We start from the raw sequence: 19,207 nt of genomic DNA on the forward strand, positions 1-19,207 counted from the left end.
AGAACCTGGCTGCCGTTTGACAACCAGGACACGGAGGAAGCGCTGCTTCAAATCCCCAGATACTTGTGCTGCAGATCCGGCTCGGCGAGCAGCTGCTCGCTGGTGCCGCTCCACACCGTCTTGCCGCGCTCGATGATGTAGTGGCGGTCGGCGATGCGGGCGAGGTTGCCGACGTTCTTGTCGATCACCAGCACCGACTGCCCGCGCCCCTTCAGCATCGACAGGCAGCTCCAGATCTCATCGCGGATCAGGGGCGCGAGGCCTTCGGTGGCCTCGTCGAGGATCAGGAGTTTCGGGTTGGTCATCAGCGCGCGGCCGATCGCGAGCATCTGCTGCTCGCCACCCGACAGCGTGACGCCCATATTGCTGGTGCGTTCGGCGAGCCGCGGAAACAGCGCATGGATCTTGTCGATGGTCCACGGATCGGAAGCACCAAGCCGATTGCCTGAGGCGGCGACGAGATTTTCGCGTACCGTGAGGTTGGGAAAGATCTGGCGTCCCTCGGGCACGAGGCCGATGCCGAGCTTTGCAATTCTGTACGACGGCAGACCGCGCACCGCCTCGCCGGCGAAGCGGATCGCGCCTGATCGCGCCGGCGTCAGGCCCATGATGGAGCGGATGGTCGTGGTCTTGCCCATGCCGTTGCGGCCCATCAGCGCGACCATCTCGCCCGACTTGATCTGCAAGGACAGGCCGAACAGCACCTGGCTCAGCCCGTAGCAGGTCTCGATGCCATCGACTTCGAGCAACGTTTCAGCAGTTTTCGCTTCAGTCATGACGCGTCACCGCATGCTGCTCGCCGAGATAGGCGCGCTTGACCTCTTCATCCCTGCGAATCGCGTCCGGCACGTCGCAGGCGATGACGCGGCCATAGACCAGCACCGTGATGCGGTCGGCCAGCGCAAACACCGCCTCCATGTCGTGCTCGACCAGCACAATGGTCACTTCCTTGCGTAACTCCTTGAGCAGCGCGACCATCCGCGCCGACTCGGTGACGCCGAGCCCGGCCATCGGCTCGTCCAGCAGCAACAGCTGCGGCTTGGTGGCGAGCGCGACCGCGAGCTCCAGCTCGCGCTGCTCGCCATGGCTCAGTTGCGAGACCATGATATCGGCGCGCTTGCCGAGGCCGACGCGCTCCAGCGCCGTACGGGCGATGTCGCGCAGGCGCGTCTCCTTGCGCGCATTGCCCCAGAAGCGGAACGAGTGGCCGTCATGCGCCTGCGCCGCCAGCGCGACATTGTCGATCGCCGAGAAATCCTTGAGCAGCGAGGTGATCTGGAACGAGCGCGCCAGCCCGAGCCTGGAGCGCTTGTAGGACGGCAGGCTGGTGACGTCGCGGCCGGCAAAGCGGATGGTGCCGGAATTCGGCATCACCTGCCCGGTGAGCTGGCTGATCAGCGTGGTCTTGCCGGCGCCGTTCGGGCCGATGATGGCGTGCAGCTCGCCGGGTACCACCTCCATCGAGAGGTTGTCGGTCGCGGTGATGCCGCCATAGCGGCGGACCAGATTGTCGACGCGCAGCAAAGGCTCAGCCACGGCGCATCCTCCCGAGCAGGCCCATGATGCCGCCGCGCGCGAACAGCACGATCAGCAGCAGCACCGGGCCGAGGATCAGGCCCGAGAACTCAGTGAACTGCGACAGCAGCTCCTCGAGCAGCAGATAGACGATCGCGCCGATGACGGGGCCGAACAGCGAGCCCATGCCGCCGAGGATCACCATCACCATCAGGTCGCCGGAACGGGTCCAGTACATCACCGCGGGGCTGACGAAGTCGGTGTTGTTGGCGAGCAGCGCGCCGGCCAGGCCGCAGATCGTGCCGGCAATGACGAAACAGACCAGGCGGTAGCGGTTGGCGTGGAAGCCGATCGCCTGCATGCGCTGCTCGTTGGAGCGAACGCCCTGCACCACGAGACCGAAGCGCGAATTGACGATGCGCCAGATCAGATAGAGGCCGCCGAACAGGCAGCCGAGGCAGAGATAGTAGAACTGCGTCCGGTCGGACAGGTTGATCAGGCCGGCGAAATCGCTGCGCTTGTAAACGGTGAGGCCGTCGTCGCCGCCGTAGCGCGACAGCGCGGAAGCGACGTAATAGGCCATCTGCGCAAAGGCCAGCGTGATCATGATGAAATAGACGCCGCGGGTGCGCAGCGAGAGCGAGCCGATCAGCAGCGCAAACAGCGCCGAGACCACGAGCGCCACCGGCCACTGGATGAAGCCGGACCCGATGCCCTCGGCGGCGAGGATGCCGACGGCATAGCCGCCGATGCCGAGATAGGCGGCATGGCCGAAGCTCATCATGCCACCATAGCCCATGATCAGATTGAGGCTCGCAGCCGCCAGCGCAAAGATCGTGATGCGGGTGAACAGCGTGAGAATGAAGATATTGCCGGTGGCCGCCGAATAGACCGGCAGCAGAATGAGCGCGGCGCACATCAGTGCCGCGACCACATTGGAGGCGTTGAGCTTCGGCTTCATCGTTTGGCCGCCGGGAACAGCCCTTCGGGCCGTAGCACAAGGATGATGGCCATCAGGAGGTAGATCAGCATCGAGGACAGCGCCGGCGCCGCGGTCGAGGCGGCAGCCCCGCTCAGGACCTTGCGCAGCAGGTCGGGCAGGAACGCCCGGCCCATCGTATCGATGATGCCGACGAACAGCGCCGCCATGAAGGCGCCGCGGATCGAGCCGATGCCGCCGATCACGATGATGACGAAGGCGAGGATCAGGATGTTCTCGCCCATGCCGATCTGCACGGTGAGGATCGGCGCCTGCATCAGCCCGGCGAGACCGGCGAGCGCGGCCCCCAAGCCGAACACCAGCGTGAACAGCAGCTTGATGTTGATGCCGAGCGCCCCGATCATCTCGCGGTTGGAGGCGCCGGCGCGGATCAGCATGCCGACGCGGGTGCGCATCACGACGAGATAGAGCATCGCGGCAACCGCCAGCGCGACCACGATGATCATCAGCCGGTAGGCCGGGTAGTACACCCCGGGAATGATCTGCACCGGCACGGTGAGCCAGGCCGGCAGCGGCAGCGCAAGGCCGGCCGGGCCCCAGATCAGCCGGACGGCATCGTTGAAGAACAGGATCAGGCCGAACGTCGCCAGCACCTGGTCGAGATGGTCGCGGCCGTAGAGATGCCTGAGCGCGACATATTCGAGCGCGATGCCGAGCAGCAGCGTGGCGCCGAGCGCCAGCAGCGCGCCCAATACGAAGCTGCCGGTCCAGGCCACGAAGGTCGCCGCGAAATAGGCCCCCATCATGTAGAGCGAGCCGTGCGCCAGGTTGACGAAGTCCATGATGCCGAACACCAGCGTGAGGCCAGCTGCCAGCAGGAACAGCAGCAGGCCGAATTGCAGGCCGTTCAGCAGTTGTTCGACGACGAGGTACATCGTGAGGCTACGTCACCTTGAGCGAAGCGGGATGGGGGTGTCCGCGCATTGCACGCTGCGCGTTCTCCCTCGCCCCGCTCTTGCGGGGAGAGGGTTGGGGTGAGGGGCTCTTTCAACGAGTCGAATACGCAGAAAGAGCCCCTCACCCAATCGCTTCGTGATTGACCTCTCCCCGCAAGAGCGGGGCGAGGTGAAGAAGCAAGCCACGGGCCAGAATTACCCGACAATCATTTCATCGAACACTTGTCGTGAAATTTGTCCTGGTCGTCCTTGACGATGGTCGCGACCGTCTTCAGCGAGAGCTGGCCGTCGGCGTCCTTGACCACGTCCTGAAGATAGAAGTTCTGGATCGGGATGTGGTTGTTGCCGTACTTGAACGGGCCGCGCAGCGACTTGAAGTTGGCCTTCTCCATCTCCGCCTTCATCGCATCCTTCTTGGTGAGGTCGCCCTTCACCGCGACGACGGCGCTGTTGATCAGCTGGGCGGCGTCATAGGCCTGGGCGCCGTAATAGGTCGGGCGCAGGCCGGGATACTTCTTGTGATAGTCCTCGACGAACTTCTTGTTCTCGGCGTTCGGCAGGTCGTTGACCCATTCCTGCGCGCCGGGAATGCCGATCGCGTTGTCCTTCTGCAGGGGCAGCGACAATTCGTCGACGGTGAAGGCGGTATAGAGCGGGATCTGCGCCTTGATGCCGGCCTGGGCGTACTGGTTCAGGAACTGGACGCCGGCGGCGCCCGGATAGAACACGAAGATCGACTCGGCCGTCGAGTTGCGTGCCTTGGTCAGCTCGGCGGAGAAGTCGAGCTGGCTCGGCCACACGGTGTATTCCTCGCCGACCACCTCGCCCTTGAAGGTGCTCTTCACGCCCGCCAGCATGTCCTTGCCGGCGGCGTAGTTCGGTCCGATCAGGAACACCGATTTGACGCCCTTCTGGTTCATGTAGAGGCCCATCGCAGCGGGCGTCTGGTCGTTCTGCCAGGAGGTCGAGAATACGTAAGGCGAGCACAATTCGCCGGCGAGCTGCGACGGACCGGCATTGGCCGAGATCAGGAAGGTCTTCGAATCGACCGCGGTCTTCAGCGAGGCCAGCAGCACGTTCGACCAGATGTAGCCGACGATGAAGTCGACCTTGTCGGACTGCACCAGCTTCTCGGTCTTCTGCTTGCCGACGTCAGGCTTCTGCTGGTCGTCCTCGTAGATCACCTCGACCGGCTTGCCGTCGATCTTGCGGCCGAGATGGTCGAGCGCGAGTTCGAACGAATTGCGCATGTCGTTGCCGATCACGGCGGTCGGACCGCTGAAGGTCGAGACGAAGCCGATCTTGACGCTGTCAGCCGCCGTCGCGGGCTGCGCCAGCGCCAAAGCCATGGCGCCTGCCAGCCAAAATGCCTTTTTCATATTCACTCCCCTCCTCAACCAAAGATTCCGCCAGGCCCAATCGAGGCCGGCGGTCACGCTTTGCGCACGTCGTTCTGTGACGTATTTTGTGCGCGATATCGCAAGTCTGCAGCAAGCATGAACCGACGGCACCCAATTAGAACCTTCGGCGCATACCCCAGCACCGTGCATCATAATTCGTCTAAATCGACCATGGCAAGAAATATAATGCCGGTTGCGTAGGCAACGATTGTCGCAGGCCCCAGCTCCCTTCCAACGGCCGCGGCGCGCAGTGCAGCAGGCTTTAACGATCCGGTAAAGCAGCCGGAAACCACATGCCGGCAGGCGCGCGCGGGCTTCATGGTCCGGAAAGCATCGCCCGGCGAGGCTGCCGCCAAAAGGGGTGCGTCACATGCTGAATTACATCTTCGGCTTCAATGCCCGGATAGGCCGGTTGGCCTTCTTCTTCTGCGGCTTCGTGGCGGGCATCGGCTTCCTGATGCTGGTCTACGGCATCACGGGCAATGCACCGGCGAGCGGGAGGACGGACGTGCTGCTGGCGCAGGCAGCGAACAGCCCCGCGTTGATCTTTTCGTTCTATGGCATGCTGGTCGTCTGCTTCATGCTGCAGTCGATGCGGGTGCGCGACATCGGATGGGATCCGGTCTGCGTGATGGCGGCATGGATCGCCCTGATGGTGCTCGACAGGGCCGTTGCCGGACGATTTCCCGAATACGCACTGACCTATCAGCACACCACAACGGTGGTCGGCACGGCCGTCAATGGCGTGATGAACCTGGTGCTGATGTTCTGGCCGGGCAGCGGCCGTTCCGACGAAGCGTCGTCCTTGCCGCGCGAGAGCGGCGGCGATGGCATGTTTGAACGAAACGGCGCACCGGCCGCGGCCGGCAGCCGCGTGGCGCGGATTGCCAGCGGCGAATTCGGCGGCAAGACGCGGTAGCGGCGCTCTCTCCCCACTGTCGTCCCTGCCTAGTGCGCAATTGCGCACGGGAGCAGGGACCCATAACCACCGTCTTGTGTTGTCGAAGCGGGCTGGGGCCCCAGCATCGCAAACCAATTCCCAGTCGTGGTTGTGGGTCCCGGCCTTCGCCGGGACGACACTGAGTTTGTGGTACGGCCACTGCGCTACAAAGGCTGCGGCAGCGACCGCCTACCCCTCGTCCACCGCCCATTCGGCGCCCTCGATCGCATAGGACGCGTGGCGGAAATCCCTGATGGTCGCGACCTTGTCGGCCGACCAGTCGAGCAGCATGAACGATCGCGGCGGCGCGTCCAGAGCGTCGGGATCGAACACCAGGATCGCCGGACGTCCATCGACCTGTCCGGTCACCAAATGCCAGTCACTGATCTTCGCATAATTGCCGAAATAGCGTGACACCTCGGCCTTGCCGTTCAACCGTGTCCGGTTGACGAGCTCGAGCCTGATGTCATCGGCGATCATGGCGCGGATGGCGTCGAAGTCGCGGGCGTTGAAGCGGCCGACATAGGCGTTCAGCCTGACACGATCGTCCGGCGACAGGCCGGGCCGCGGCGCATCATCAGGCTCGCGGGCGAACGCGCGCAGCTGCGTGCGTCCGCGATGCAGCGCCGCCTTCACCGCGGGCAGGCTGAAATCCATGATGCCGCAGACCTCCTGCAGGGAGCAGCCGAGCACGTCCATCAGGATCACGCTTGAACGCTGCGCCACCGGCAGGCGCATGAAGGTGCGCAGGCTGCTTGCCGCGATCTCGCGGCGGCTGACATCGTCAAGCTCTGCAGCCATCATGTCCACCTCCTCCGAAGAGTGGAGCGCATCCTGGCGGTTGCGCCGCCTGAGGAAATCGAGCGCGGTGTTGTGTGCGATCCGGAACAGCCAGGCTTCCGGGTTCTGGATCGGGACCGCGGACGCGAAGCCTTGCATCGCCTTGATCAGCGCGTCCTGCAGCACATCCTCGCCGTCGATGACAGATCCGACCATGCGGGCGCAGTAGCGATGCAGCCTTGGCCGCATCGCCGCCAGCAGCGCCTCGACGTCGGTCGCGGCCGGCACTTGGGGTGGTGACGTCATGATGGCTCCGCCAAGTCGGTTCGCTCGGTTCACGGCTCATCCAGCATACGATAATTCCCGACAATCACCGCACTGCGAACCACCGGCGGCTCGGCGCAACGATCCCGGATGCCGTCCTGGAAGGCCTGGAACGCAGCCAGTTTCGGGATCGGGCTCGAGCCGTCGTCGGCCGCGGTCTCGACCATGTGGATGAAGGTGTCGTCCTCCAGGCGCAGGGTCATGTAGCGCACGCCATCCGGATTGGCCGCCTTCAACTCGGCGAACACAGCCGCAACCAGCGCGGCATTCTTCTCCGCCATCTCCGGCTTGGTCTTGTACCTGATCAGGGTCCGTCTCATCGCAACCTCCTTGGCCTGGTTTTGCGGCCTGAACCGGCCGCGTCAGACCAAAGGACGTTTGCGGACCGCCAAAGGATGCGGTCCGGCAAAGATAATTTTTGGCCGAATCCTTTGCCTGTCCCGGTTCGTCCTTGCCGGCGAAGCGCGCCGCAAGCCCCGCGGCGCGTCAATGGAGAACCACCATGCAGACCCCTGAACAGCGCTGGGTGCTCGGCCTCACCGCGCTGGCATCCTTCATGATGGCGCTGGACGCCATGATCATGACCACCGCCTTCGCCACCATCCGCGCCGATTTCGGAAGCCGGGTGGAGACGCTGCAATGGACCGTCAACGCCTTCAATCTGACCTTTGCGGTGCTGCTGCTGACCGGTGCTGCGCTCGGCGACCGTTTCGGGCGGCGCAGGATGTTCGCGGCCGGGATTGGCCTGTTCGTCGTGGCCTCGGCGGCCTGCGCGCTGGCCGGCAACGCCGCGGCACTGATCGCCGCCCGCGCCTTGCAAGGCGCAGGTGCGGCGCTGGTGATGCCGCTGGCGATGGCGATCCTGAGCGGCGCGTTCGGCCGCGAGGAGCGTGCGCGCGCGCTCGGCATCTTCAGCGGCATCACAGGATGCGCGCTGATCATCGGCCCCGCGATCGGCGGCTTCATCACCGAGCATCTCGGCTGGCGCTGGATCTTCTGGATCAATTTGCCGATCGGCCTGATCGCGATTGGTCTCGTGCTGGCCCGGCTGCGCGAAAGTTTTGGCCCCGCAGCGCCGCTCGACGTCACCGGGCTGACGCTGGTCGCGCTCGCGGCGCTCGCTTTGGTCTGGGGCCTGTTGCGCGGCAACAGCGTCGGATGGGCCAGCGCGGAAGTCGCGGGCGCCTTGATCACAGGCGCCGCGCTGACGGTGACGTTCGTGTTGTGGGAACTGCGTGCGAAAAGCCCGATGGTGCCGATGCGGCTGTTCGCGGCAAGGCCGTTCGCGTCCGGCATGGCCGCGAGCGTGCTGTTCTACGCCGCGATGTACGGCGTGCTGTTCCTGCTGCCGCAGTTCCTGCAGATCGTGCTCGGCTTCGACGCCTTCGGCGCCGGGCTGCGCCTGATCCCGTGGACCGCGACATTGTTCGTCACGGCGCCGATCGCAGGCGCCGTGGTCAACCGCTTCGGCGAACGCACGCTTGTGGTCACCGGCCTCTTGATGCAGGCGATCGGGCTTGGCTGGATCAGCGAGATTGTGAGTCCCATCGTGCCCTATGCCGCGCTGGTCGCGCCGCTGGTGCTGGCCGGCGTCGGCGTGTCGATGGCGATGCCGGCCGCGCAGAACGCGGTGCTGAGCTCGGTTGCCGTCAGCGAGATGGGCAAGGCGTCGGGCATCTTCAACATGGGCCGCTTCCTCGGCGGCATGTTCGGGATCGCCGCGCTGGTGGCGAGCTTCGTCGCCAACGGCGCGGCCGATTCGTCCGGACATTTCAGCAATGGATTCGCTGCGGCGATGAGCCTTGCGGCAATGCTGTCATTCGCCGGCGCTGTCGCGGGACTGTTCCTGCCGATGCGGCGACAGGTCGTCGCCAAAGCCGCGCCGCAGGACGCGTGAGACGCGCAGCGATTGGGTTTTGCTATCGGGCGATCAGGCAATTCGTATTGGAATGAGGCCGCGAATGAATACATAATCAAGCGACGAAGCCGTTCGAAACCGAGGGCGACATCAGATGACGCAAGCGCCGGCCAAACCTCATCGCGTGGTGATCGTCGGCGCCGGCTTCGGCGGGCTGGAAGCCGCCTTCGGTCTTCGCGGCGCGCCGGTCGAGATCACGCTGATCGACCGCCGCAACCATCACCTGTTCCAGCCGCTGCTCTACCAGGTCGCGACCGCATCGCTTGCCACCAGCGAGATCGCCTGGCCGATCCGCTATCTCCTCCGCGACCGCCCCGACGTGACGACGCTGTTCGCCAATGTCTGCGGCATCGACGCGGCGGCGAAGCAGGTGGAGCTCGACGACGGCGGCAGCATTCCCTACGACACGCTGATCCTCGCCACCGGCGCGCGTCACGCCTATTTCGGCCATGACGAATGGGAGCCGTTCGCGCCGGGCCTGAAGACGCTGGAGGACGCCACCACGCTCAGGCGGCGCATCCTGGTCGCCTTCGAGCGCGCCGAGCGCGAGACCGATCCCGACAAGCGCGCGGCGCTCCTGACCTTCGTCATCATCGGCGCCGGGCCGACCGGCGTCGAGATGGCCGGCACCATCGCCGACCTCGCCAAGGACACCCTGCCGCAGGACTTCCGCCACATCGACACGCGCAAGGCGCGCGTGGTGCTGATCGAGGCCGGGCCGCGCGTGCTGGCAGGCTTTCCGGATGACCTCTCGGCCTATGCGCAGGCGTCGCTGGAAAAACTCGGCGTCGAGGTGATGCTGGGCGAGCCGGTCACCGAATGCTCGGCCGACGGCGTGGTGTTCGGCGGCAAGCGGCTGGAGGCGCGCACCATCGTGTGGGCCGCCGGCGTGCGCGCCTCGCGCGCCGCCGAGTGGCTGAATGCGCCGGCCGACCGCGCCCATCGGCTGCAGGTCGAGCCGGATCTGACCGTGCCCGGTCATCCCGATGTCTTCGCGGTCGGCGATACCATCACGATCAAGGGCCCCGACGGCAATCCGGTGCCCGGCATCGCGCCGGCCGCCAAGCAGGAGGGGCGCTACGTCGCTGCCCTGATCAAGGCCCGGCTCGACGGCAAGACGCTGCCGCCGTTCCGCTACAAGCATGCCGGCAGCCTTGCGCAGATCGGCAAGAAGAAGGCGGTGATCGATTTCGGCTGGCTCAAGCTGCGCGGCTCGCTGGCATGGTGGATCTGGGGCCTCGCCCACATCTACTTCCTGATCGGCGTGCGACACCGCATTGCCGTGGCGATGAACTGGCTCTGGATCCACACCCGCGACCAGCGCGCCGCGCGGCTGATCACCCAAGGCAGCAGCAAGGTCGCGCAGTAGGCGCCGCTTTGGCGACGCTCCGCGCCCTCTCCTTCATCAGTCATTGCGAGCTGCGAACCCGTCACCCTGGGGAGGCCGCGCAGCGGCCGTTTCGAAGGGCGAACGGCCCGGCCGGTGGCCGCACATCCTTCGAGACGCGCTTCGCGCTCCTCAGGATGACGGGACCACTGGGTGAACCTGCATTTTCAATCATTGTGCGCCACCGCTTCACGTGAAATACTTGCCGCAGCAACCAATTTTCCAAGGGAGGAAGCAATGCGGATCGATGCGCGCGCAATCGCGCTCGCGGGCTGGCTTGTCACGCTGGCGCTGAACCCGGCACAAGCCGCGGACACGCAAATGACCGGCGATCCCGCTGCAACCTGCTCTGGCCTTACCGGTCCCGCCGACGGCGCCGTGAGCATCGACACGGCCACGCTGCAGGCGCCGACACAGCTCGCGGTCTCCGACAAGGCGCCGACACCGGCCGGCCGCATCGTCCCGGCCAATCCCGCGTTCTGCAAGGTGCTCGGCCACATCACACCCACCGATCCTGCCGCGCCGCCGATCAAGTTCGAGGTCAACCTGCCCGTCGAGTGGAACGGCCGCTCGCTGCAATATGGCGGCGGCGGCTTCAACGGCGTGCTGATCTCAGGCCTCGGACTGCCGCCGGCCTATCCGTTCGACAAGGCCTCGCCGCTGGCGCTCGGCTTCGCAACCTACGGCACCGACTCCGGCCACGAGTCTAAGCCCGGCGAACCGCCGCAGCTGTTCGCGCTCAACGACGAGGCGTTCGAGAATTTTTCGCACAAGGCCTACAAGAAGGTGCGCGATGCGGCGCGGGCGCTGATCACCCGCGCCTACGGCAAGCCGCCGGCGAAAATGTATTTCATGGGATCGTCCGAAGGCGGCCGCGAGGCGCTGACCATGGCGCAGCGCTATCCCGACGATTTCGACGGCATCTTCGCCCGCGTTCCCGTGATCAACTGGGTCGGGCTGCAGCATGCCGGCACCCGCTCCGGCCTCGTGACGATGGGCGACGGCTGGATCAGGCCGGCGCAAGTCAAGCTCGTCGCCGACGCGGTGCTGAAGGCCTGCGACACGCAAGACGGCTCCGACGACGGACTGGTGCAGGATCCGGTCGGCTGCAAGGCCGCGTTCAAGCCGGCCACGCTGGCCTGCGCCGCGGGCCAGAGCGGCGACGACTGCCTGACCGACAAGCAGATTGCCGCGATCGAGACGCTGCATGCGCCGTACAAATTCCCGTTCCCGCTCGCCAACGGCCTCGACGACTATCCAGGCTGGGGCGTGTCGGGCGAGAACACGCCGGCGCTCGGCCCGACCGGCGGCTGGAAGGCCTGGTGGCTCGGCAGCACGGCGCCGGCGCAGCCGCCGGCTCCGACCAACGGCATCGCCTGGATCTACGGCGCCGGCGGCATTCAATATGTCTTCGCCCGCGATCCGAAACTCGACGTCACGACCTACAAGCCCGAGGACCACAAGGCACGGGTGCTGGAAGTCTCCGCGCTGATGGATTCCACCGATCCGGACCTCAGCCGCTTCCACGCCCGCGGCGGCAAGCTCGTGATGCTCGAACACATGGCCGACTACGCGCAAAGCCCCTATGCCGGCATCCGCTACTTTGAGAACGTCGAGAAGAAGCTCGGCAAGGACAAGGCCGCGGAATTCGCCCGGCTCTACACCGCGCCCGGCGTCGATCATGTCGGCTCCGGCGCGCCCGCCAATGTCGACATGCTGGCCGCGCTGGTCGACTGGGTCGAGAACGGCAAGGCGCCCGGCGATCTCGAGGTGCGCGAGCAGAAGACCGAGGGCCCGACCTTCGACACAATCCGCGCGCTGCCGCTGTGCCGCTGGCCGGCCTGGCCGCATTACAAGACAGGGCCGGTGAATGCGGCGGCGAGCTTTGCTTGCGCGCCGTGAGGTGGGTTTCATCACAATCTCGGATCGTCTCTCGTCTTGTGGCGAGAGAGCGCAGCGGAGCATGCGGCGATGATGGGCGGCTCCGCCAGCGGGGCTACCCCCTCTTAGCCAGCGGCATCGCCCTGTCGCGGCGAGCCGGCGGCTCTCATCGAATGGTGGTGTGCTAAACCATCACGGTCCCGGCTGACCGAGACGGACACCCAACAATGATTTTGAGGAGGGGAATGCAATGCGAATGTCTTCCGCCTTATATCTGTTCATTGCGTTACTCGCGATGCCCGCGGCCGCAACCGCCGGCGACGAAAGCCTGAAGCAACAGGTCGAAAAGGTCGCGGCGGCCTACGCCGACAGCTTCAACAAGCAGAATGGTGCCGGGATCGCAGCGCTCACGCATCCGGCGGCATGATTGTCAATGCAGCCGGGCCGCACGCAGATATTGCGCAGACCTATGAGGGACTCTTCAAGGCCGGGTTCAACCACAATGAAATAACGGTGGACGAAGCCATGCCGCTCGGCACCGATACGGCCCTCGCAATCGGCGAGTATCACATCACCGGCAAGAAGCAGACTGGCGAGCCTCTCGATGTTGTTGGCCGCTGGACCGCTGCGTACAGCAACCAGGGCGGAAACTGGAAGATCCGGATGCTGTCGGCCTTCCCGAAGGCGCCTCCGGCGAAATAGTCTCTTGTGATGCACACAGCAGCGGGTGCTGCCGCCCCATCCCCGGAGTGAACCCCTGCCTTTCACCCTCCCCTGGAGCGGGAGGGTCGGATCGCAACGAGCGTAGCGACTGCGATCCGGGGTGGGGTGATCTCTCAACACCGGCACTGTTCGATCGGAGGGACCTTCACCCCACCTCGGTTCGCATTTTCATGCGAACCGATCCCAGAGCGAGCTTCGCTCGTCTCGCGCCTCCAGGGGAGGATGGAGTGCGCGGCGAAGAGCTCACTTCATCAGCAACCTCACTTCACCAGCGAACAACCGCCATCCGCCAGCGGCCGGAACGCTTGCTCGGCCGGGATGGTCGCGATCAGCTTGTAATAGTCGTAGGGGTACTTCGACTCCTCCGGCTTCTTCACCTCGAACAGATACATCGGGTGGATGACGCGGCCGTCCTGGCGGATCGCGGTGTCGCCGAACAGCCTGTCCTTGCCGTTGAAGGTCTTCATCTGCGGCACCACGACCTTGGCATCGTCGCTGCCGGTGGCGGCAACCGCGTTGAGGTAAGCGAGCGTCGAGGCGTAAACGCCGGCCTGGTTGCCGCTCGGCATCTTGCCGTTCATGCCGGGGCGCGCCGCGAAGCGTTTTGCGAACGCGCGGGTGTCGTCGTTCATGTCCCAGTAGAAGGCTTCCAGCAGTTGCAGGCCCTGCGCGACCTTCAGGCCCATGCCGTGGACGTCGTTCACAAACAGCAGGAACGCGACCATGGTCTGGCCGCCCTGCTGGATGCCGAACTCGGCCGCCTGCTTCACCGCGTTGATGGTGTCGCCGCCGGCATTGGCGAGCCCGATCACCTTGGCTTTCGAGCTCTGCGCCTGCAGCAGAAAGGAGGCGAAGTCCGACGTACCGAGCGGATGCTTGCTCGATCCCAGCACCTTGCCGCCATGCTTCTCGATGTAATTCGTCGCCTCGGCCTCGATGCCCTTGCCCAGTGCATAGTCGACCGTGACAAAATACCAGTCCTTGCCGCCACGCTGCATCATCGCGGCCGCAGTGGTGTTGCCGGTCGCCCAGGCGTCGTTGACCCATTGAATGGTGTTCGGCGAGCAGGCCTTGCCGGTGAGATCGGAGCTTGCGGTCGATGACGCCAGGAACGTCATCCTTGAGTCGCGCAGGACGGTATTGATGGCGAGGCCGACGGCCGAGTTCGGCACGTCGACGATGGCGTCGACGCCCTCGACATCGAGCCATTTGCGCGCGATCGCCGATCCCACGTCGGCCTTGTTCTGGTGATCGGCATAGACGATCTCGACCTTGATGCCCTTGCCGCCGCCGTTGAAATCCTCCGCCGCCATCCGCGCGGCTTCCACCGAACCCATGCCGTTGGTGTCCTGGAAGATGCCGGAAATGTCGTTGAGCACACCGACGCGCACGACATCGCCGGAAATCTCCGCGCGCGCGCTGCCCGCGGCGCAGGCCAATGCCAGCGCAAGTCCAATCCTCAATCGTCCGACCCCAAAGCGCCTCATCCTATCCCCTCCCTTTGCGTCATGCCGCAGCCAGCGAATGTCGTCAGGCCGGCGTGATTTCAACCGGCAGCCTCTCGAGCCCGCGCAGCGTGTTGTTGAACAGGCGCTTCGGCTCACCCGTCATTTCGATCTTGGCGACCCGGCGCGCCAGCGCCGCCATCATCACCTCGCCTTCGAGGCGGGCGACCAGCTGGCCGACGCACATATGGATGCCCGAACCGTAGCCGACATGGCCCGAGGTGCGGCGCGTGATGTCGTAGCTATCGGGCGCCTCCCAGCGGCGCGGATCACGATTGGCCGCAGCCAGGAACATCAGCACCTTCTCGCCTTCGGGGATACTGGCCCCGCTGAGCTCGACGTCGCGGGTCGTGGTGCGGAAGAAAGTCTGGACCGGGCTCTCGAACCGCACCGCTTCCTCGAAGGCATTGCGCGCCAAGGTCGGATCGTTGCGCAGCTTCTCGAACTGGTCGGGAAAGCGGGCGAGACAGTAGACCGCAGCGCCGATGCCGTTGACGGTGGTGTCGAGACCGGCCGACAGCAGCGAGCGCACCAGGAGCGGCGCCTCGGTCGCGGTGATGGCACCGCTGTCGACATGGGCGTGGATGCAGGCGCCGATGCCGCCCGGGGTGAGATTGTCGCGCTGACACTGCTCGGCAATATAGTCCTGGTGCGGCGCCGAGCGCTCGATCGCCTGCTTGCGCAGCTCGTTCGGCGGCCCGAAGGCGTTGAACACCAGGCTGGCGTAAGGCAGCAGATGCTCCCGGCCCTCCGGCTTCAGGCCGAGCGCATCCGGGAAGATCGACAGCGGATAGGCTTCCGCAAGGTCCTCGATCGCATCGAACCTGCGCTTGTCCAGCAGTGCATCGACGCAGGCCTCCGCCGCGGCGGCAAATCGTCCGCGGAGCTGCTTCATCACGGTCGCGGACAGCACCGAGCTCAGCACAGTGCGGGTGCGGGTGTGGGCGGGCGGGTCGGCCTCCAGGATCAGGCTCGGCGGCCGCCACGGCTTTTCCTTGGAAAAGTCGCTGAGGCCGACGCCGCGGCTGGAGCAGAACGTGGCGGGATCGTTCAGGACGGCGTACACCTCGGCGTAGCGCGCCACCCCATAGACATTCCACTTGTCCAGATAAACCACCGGCCCGGCCTCGCGCAGCCGCTCATGGGTCGGGAATGGATCGGCGAAGAATTCGAGCGCGAACGGATCGACGTCCAGATGCGGGACGGACGCATCGTCTGTTGCAGTCATCGGGACCTCCCGAGGTTTGATCTTGTCAACACGGGCCGCATGTCACTTGCTCCCGAACAGTTTCGCAGCGATGATTTGAGAGATGAGCAGTCAGCCCCTCCCCCGAAAGCCCCGCCGGCCGAGACCGGCCGATCCCGCAGATGCCACCGACGGGCCGCTGCTGGACCTCAATCGCTATGTGCCGGCGTTCATCACCTTCATCGGCAATAAGCTGTCGAACAGCGCCACCGCATTTTACCAGAAGAATTTCGGCGTCAACGTCACCGAGTGGCGAATCATCTCGCAACTGGCGATCGAGCCGGGCATTCCCGCCTCCCGCATCTGCCAGGTGATCGGCTTCGACAAGGGCCCGGTCAGCCGCAACCTCGCAGCGCTGCAGAAGCGCGGCCTGTTGACGATCCGCACCGCGCCGGATGACGGCCGCACCCATTCGATCACCCTGACCGCGCGCGGCCGCGCCGTCCACGACAAGGTCATCGTCGCGGCGCTGGAGCGCGAGCGGCGGCTGCTGTCGTGCCTGAAGAAGGACGAGCGCGAGGTGCTGATCGACCTGCTGCGCCGGCTGCACGAGAATCTCGGCGCCGTGACCGGGCAAAGCACGACCTGACCGCATAGCGGCGCCCTGCGCCACCGCGGCATTCACCGGCTGTTCCAAGCGTGCTGCTCGCGCGCTGCTGCGCAACATTGTCCTCCCAAATGCGAGGCCGTTGACCGGCCCTGTCCCGATTGGGTGCAAACTCGCACAGACTAGTTGCCTTGGCAACTAAAAAGGCGGCCTTGGGACGTCGGAGCCATTCAGCGAACTGTAGGGAACGCCGCCCACAGGTCAGGTAGGCACGCTGCTCAGGCTCCCTCCCCCCTTGCGGGGGAGGTTGGGGAGAGGGGTAAGCCCCGGGCGAGGCGATCAAAGCATGCATCGCCCTCGCAACGTGCGTCGGCGTGACACGAATGAGGATAGCGCGTGCCGTGCGGTACCCCTCTCCCTAACCCTCCCCCGCAAGGGGGGAGGGAACCCTTCCGCCGGAGCCTTTCTTACCAAGCTGCTCTATCGGCCCTCAGCCCGCGCACCCAATCGGCTCGGGCGCCCCATCATCCTCCAGGACCGCCACTGCTGCGGCGCGGCGCGTCAGCACGGCGCGCTGGTTGATGTAGCCCTTGTCGGTGATCTCGCCGCCGTCGACCGAGGCCGGTTCGGCGAGCAACAGCGCACGGGTGGCATGGCCGGAGGAATGGCCGCCTTGCGCCTTCAGCCGTGCCAACCCCTGCCCGATCCCGGACCGGACCGCCGGATGTCTGATCACTTCGCGTGGGTCGGCGGTCTCGGGCAGTCCCGCCAGCGAGCGGCAGGCGGCAAGGTTCGGGAACACCAGGAAGCGCACCTCATCGCGGCCGTGGCCCGTCACGACGATATCCTGCGCGAGCGGTGCAAGCGCCGCGATGCCCGCGACGCGCAACGTGCCGACGCTGACCCAGGTGCCGGAGTTGAGCTTGAAATCCTCGGCGACGCGGCCGTCGAAGAACAGGCCAAGATCGGGCCGGTCGGGATCGGCGAAGGTGACGGCATCGCCGATCTGGTAGAAGCCTTCGTCATCGAAGGCCTCGGCGGTAAGTTCGGGCGCCTTCCAATAGCCCGGAGTGACATTGGGCCCGCGCACACGGACCTCGAGCTTGTCGCCCGACGGCACGAGCTTGAGCTCGGTGCCCGGGATCGGCACGCCGATATTGCCGGAGCGCTTTGCGAGGAAGTGGCAGTCGGTCGCGAGCGGCGAGGTCTCGGTCGAGCCCCACGCAGACACCATCGGCAGCCTGCGGCCGACCGTCTGCAGCGACAATTCCTCCAGCGCATCCCACAGATTCTGCGGTAGCGCCGCGCCGGCATAGAAGGCGAATTTGGTGCCTTCGAAGAACTTGCGGCGCAGCTCCTCGTCGGTGCGGAGTGCCGCGATCAGCATGTCGAAGCCGCGCGGCACATTGAAATAGACCGTCGGCACCGCGCTGCGCAGATTGGCGAGCGAGGTCGCGAACAGACCCGGAGCCGGCTTGCCGCCGTCGACATAGAGCGTGCCGCCATTGCGCAGCACCAGGTTGAAATTGTGGTTGGCGCCGAAGGTGTGGCTCCACGGCAGCCAGTCCAGGATGATCAGCTCTTCGCCAGCCTGCTCCAGGAACGTCCAGGTCTGCGCCTTGGCCTGCTGGCTCGAGGTCAGCATGCGCTGGGTGTTGATCACGGCCTTCGGCGTGCCTGTTGACCCCGAGGTGAACAGGAATTTTGCGATCGTGTCCGGCGTCACCGCGGCGAAGGCTTTTGCCACGTCCGGCTTTTCTAGCGTCGCCGCGATGGCTGGGAATGCCAGCGCGTCGGCATCCTCGGGATTGCCGCTGATGATGACGGCGCGATGCAGCGGCCTGATCGCGGCAAGCGCCGCGGCGAACGGCTTTGTGCCCGCGACATAGATCGCACCGGGATCGAGCAGGCCGATCATGCTTTTCAGCTTGTCGAAGTCCTTCGACATCAAGGAATAGGCCGGTGAGATCGCGGCCGAGGCCACGCCGACATGCTGGGCTGCGAGCGCGAACAGCGCGTGATCGATGCCGTTGTCGGAGAGGATGACGAGCGGCCGCGCGGTGCTCAGCCCTTGCGCCAAAACCCACGATGCAGCGCGCCGCACGATTCCGAGCGCGTCGCGATAGCTGACGGTGCTCCAGGGTAGTTCGGCATTGGCGCGCTCGCCGAGGAAGATGCGATCCGGCGCCTGTCGCGCCCAGTGCTCCAGCCAGTCGCCGACGCAGCGCGCACTTTCCTTCAAGGGCGTGGTGGAACGAACCAGGATGCTGCCGTCGCCACGTCGATCCGCCACGATGGCAGGCGTCGCAAACAGGCGGTGCGGATCGTCTCCGCTGGCGGCGGCTATCGTCATGGTTTCCTCCTCGCCCATGTCGTTTCGGGATCGCGCTGCAACATCGTGCCGCGCCGCGCTCCCGGCCGGGCGCTTTGGCGATAATGTTGCGGACATCAATTGTTGTCGTCAACAACAATCTTTCCCTCCGGCCTCAAGCGCGCTAGCCTCGCGGTATGGCAAGCCAGCAAAAGACATCGCGCAAGGCGGCAGCAGCGGCAATCCGCCGCCCCCAGGCGCGCGCCGCGAATGGCCGGGCGCATGCCGGCGACGCCGGTGACGACATCGGTCTTGACGCACTGGTCGGCCATGCCGGCTATGCGGTGCGCCGCTTCCAGCTCTGGATCTTCCAGGACTTCATCAAGACGCTGGCGACCGTCGATATCCGTCCGACCCAATATTCGGTCATGACCGTGATCGGGGCCAATCCAGGCCTCAGCCAGATGGCGGTCGCCAAGCGGCTCGGGATCGAGCGCGCGCGCCTCGTGCATCTGCTCGACAGCCTGGAGGAACGCGACTTCGTCAGCCGCATCCCCTCGGCCACCGACCGCCGCTCCCACGCGCTGCATTTGACCGCGCGCGGCAGAAGCGCGCTGGCGCAGTTCAAGCGGCTCGCCGCCGAGCACGAGCGGCATGTCGCCGACAAGATCGGCAAGGACAACCGCGAGCGGCTGCTGCAAATCCTTGCCTGCTTCACTTGATCCCGCGGCCGGATTTCCGCTTGGTCATGCCTGCTCTAGAATTAGGCATCGATACTCGCAAGCCAGCTTGCATCAGCTACCAGCGAGCAATTCAAACAACTGATATCGTGCA

The 19,207-nt window shown here is 65.4% G+C and carries 18 protein-coding genes; 8 read left to right on the forward strand and 10 right to left on the reverse strand.

What is annotated here, in order from left to right:
- Nucleotides 1-47: 47 nt before the first annotated feature.
- From FBZ93_RS22095 to FBZ93_RS22115, 5 genes are all read right to left on the reverse strand, one after another.
- A complete protein-coding gene (locus FBZ93_RS22095; protein ID WP_146988431.1) occupies nucleotides 48-776 on the reverse strand; it encodes an ABC transporter ATP-binding protein in 729 nt (242 codons plus the stop codon).
- Complete coding sequence (locus tag FBZ93_RS22100) at nucleotides 769-1,536, reverse strand: ABC transporter ATP-binding protein (protein ID WP_146988433.1); 768 nt, start codon at nucleotides 1,534-1,536, stop codon at nucleotides 769-771. The genes FBZ93_RS22095 and FBZ93_RS22100 overlap by 8 nt, the downstream gene beginning before the upstream one ends.
- Nucleotides 1,529-2,476, reverse strand: a complete 948-nt coding sequence (locus FBZ93_RS22105) for a branched-chain amino acid ABC transporter permease (RefSeq protein ID WP_146988435.1) — start codon at nucleotides 2,474-2,476, stop codon at nucleotides 1,529-1,531. Before FBZ93_RS22105 ends, FBZ93_RS22100 begins: the two co-directional genes overlap by 8 nt.
- Entirely contained in the window at nucleotides 2,473-3,390 is a 918-nt protein-coding gene (locus FBZ93_RS22110) for a branched-chain amino acid ABC transporter permease (RefSeq protein WP_146988437.1), read from the reverse strand. The genes FBZ93_RS22105 and FBZ93_RS22110 overlap by 4 nt, the downstream gene beginning before the upstream one ends.
- A gap of 227 nt (nucleotides 3,391-3,617) precedes the next feature.
- Nucleotides 3,618-4,790 (reverse strand): ABC transporter substrate-binding protein, encoded by a 1,173-nt coding sequence (locus FBZ93_RS22115; RefSeq protein WP_146988439.1) that lies wholly within the window; start codon nucleotides 4,788-4,790, stop codon nucleotides 3,618-3,620.
- A gap of 391 nt (nucleotides 4,791-5,181) precedes the next feature.
- Here FBZ93_RS22115 and FBZ93_RS22120 point away from each other — a divergent pair, with 391 nt between their 5' ends.
- The gene (locus FBZ93_RS22120) at nucleotides 5,182-5,730 is read left to right on the forward strand and encodes a DUF805 domain-containing protein (RefSeq protein WP_146988440.1); all 549 of its coding nucleotides are present in this window, start codon (nucleotides 5,182-5,184) and stop codon (nucleotides 5,728-5,730) included.
- A gap of 210 nt (nucleotides 5,731-5,940) precedes the next feature.
- Here FBZ93_RS22120 and FBZ93_RS22125 read toward each other — a convergent pair whose 3' ends face one another.
- Both FBZ93_RS22125 and FBZ93_RS22130 read right to left on the reverse strand, forming a co-directional pair.
- Nucleotides 5,941-6,837 carry an RNA polymerase sigma factor gene (locus tag FBZ93_RS22125; RefSeq protein ID WP_146988442.1) on the reverse strand — a complete coding sequence of 299 codons (897 nt, stop codon included), beginning with the start codon at nucleotides 6,835-6,837 and terminating at the stop codon, nucleotides 5,941-5,943.
- 29 nt (nucleotides 6,838-6,866) lie between these two features.
- The gene (locus FBZ93_RS22130) at nucleotides 6,867-7,175 is read right to left on the reverse strand and encodes a hypothetical protein (protein WP_146988444.1); all 309 of its coding nucleotides are present in this window, start codon (nucleotides 7,173-7,175) and stop codon (nucleotides 6,867-6,869) included.
- Nucleotides 7,176-7,357: 182 nt separating this feature from the next.
- Here FBZ93_RS22130 and FBZ93_RS22135 point away from each other — a divergent pair, with 182 nt between their 5' ends.
- From FBZ93_RS22135 to FBZ93_RS22150, 5 genes are all read left to right on the forward strand, one after another.
- Nucleotides 7,358-8,752, forward strand: coding sequence for a DHA2 family efflux MFS transporter permease subunit (locus FBZ93_RS22135; protein WP_146988445.1), 1,395 nt, complete (start codon nucleotides 7,358-7,360; stop codon nucleotides 8,750-8,752).
- Between the two features lie 115 nt (nucleotides 8,753-8,867).
- Complete coding sequence (locus FBZ93_RS22140) at nucleotides 8,868-10,142, forward strand: NAD(P)/FAD-dependent oxidoreductase (protein WP_146988447.1); 1,275 nt, start codon at nucleotides 8,868-8,870, stop codon at nucleotides 10,140-10,142.
- Nucleotides 10,143-10,481: 339 nt separating this feature from the next.
- On the forward strand, nucleotides 10,482-12,062 hold the full coding sequence (locus FBZ93_RS22145; protein WP_246667606.1) for a tannase/feruloyl esterase family alpha/beta hydrolase: 1,581 nt from the start codon (nucleotides 10,482-10,484) through the stop codon (nucleotides 12,060-12,062).
- 229 nt (nucleotides 12,063-12,291) lie between these two features.
- A complete protein-coding gene (locus FBZ93_RS41360; RefSeq protein WP_246667589.1) occupies nucleotides 12,292-12,468 on the forward strand; it encodes a hypothetical protein in 177 nt (58 codons plus the stop codon).
- Entirely contained in the window at nucleotides 12,465-12,743 is a 279-nt protein-coding gene (locus tag FBZ93_RS22150) for a DUF4440 domain-containing protein (protein WP_246667590.1), read from the forward strand. Before FBZ93_RS41360 ends, FBZ93_RS22150 begins: the two co-directional genes overlap by 4 nt.
- 281 nt (nucleotides 12,744-13,024) lie before the next feature.
- Here the strand turns inward: FBZ93_RS22150 and FBZ93_RS22155 are convergent, their stop codons facing one another.
- Nucleotides 13,025-14,251 carry an ABC transporter substrate-binding protein gene (locus FBZ93_RS22155; protein WP_146988451.1) on the reverse strand — a complete coding sequence of 409 codons (1,227 nt, stop codon included), beginning with the start codon at nucleotides 14,249-14,251 and terminating at the stop codon, nucleotides 13,025-13,027.
- A gap of 43 nt (nucleotides 14,252-14,294) precedes the next feature.
- Nucleotides 14,295-15,497, reverse strand: a complete 1,203-nt coding sequence (locus FBZ93_RS22160; RefSeq protein ID WP_146988453.1) for a cytochrome P450 — start codon at nucleotides 15,495-15,497, stop codon at nucleotides 14,295-14,297.
- An 82-nt stretch (nucleotides 15,498-15,579) separates the two neighbouring features.
- On the opposite strand from FBZ93_RS22160, the gene FBZ93_RS22165 reads away from it, so the two are divergent.
- A complete protein-coding gene (locus FBZ93_RS22165; RefSeq protein ID WP_246667591.1) occupies nucleotides 15,580-16,104 on the forward strand; it encodes a MarR family winged helix-turn-helix transcriptional regulator in 525 nt (174 codons plus the stop codon).
- A gap of 448 nt (nucleotides 16,105-16,552) precedes the next feature.
- Here FBZ93_RS22165 and FBZ93_RS22170 read toward each other — a convergent pair whose 3' ends face one another.
- Nucleotides 16,553-18,415 (reverse strand): feruloyl-CoA synthase, encoded by a 1,863-nt coding sequence (locus tag FBZ93_RS22170; RefSeq protein WP_146988455.1) that lies wholly within the window; start codon nucleotides 18,413-18,415, stop codon nucleotides 16,553-16,555.
- A gap of 155 nt (nucleotides 18,416-18,570) precedes the next feature.
- On the opposite strand from FBZ93_RS22170, the gene FBZ93_RS22175 reads away from it, so the two are divergent.
- The gene (locus FBZ93_RS22175) at nucleotides 18,571-19,095 is read left to right on the forward strand and encodes a MarR family winged helix-turn-helix transcriptional regulator (protein ID WP_146988457.1); all 525 of its coding nucleotides are present in this window, start codon (nucleotides 18,571-18,573) and stop codon (nucleotides 19,093-19,095) included.
- The last annotated feature ends 112 nt before the right edge of the window (nucleotides 19,096-19,207 follow it).

This window comes from Bradyrhizobium macuxiense (assembly GCF_007993935.1).
Classification (GTDB): Bacteria; Pseudomonadota; Alphaproteobacteria; order Rhizobiales; family Xanthobacteraceae; genus Bradyrhizobium; species Bradyrhizobium macuxiense_A.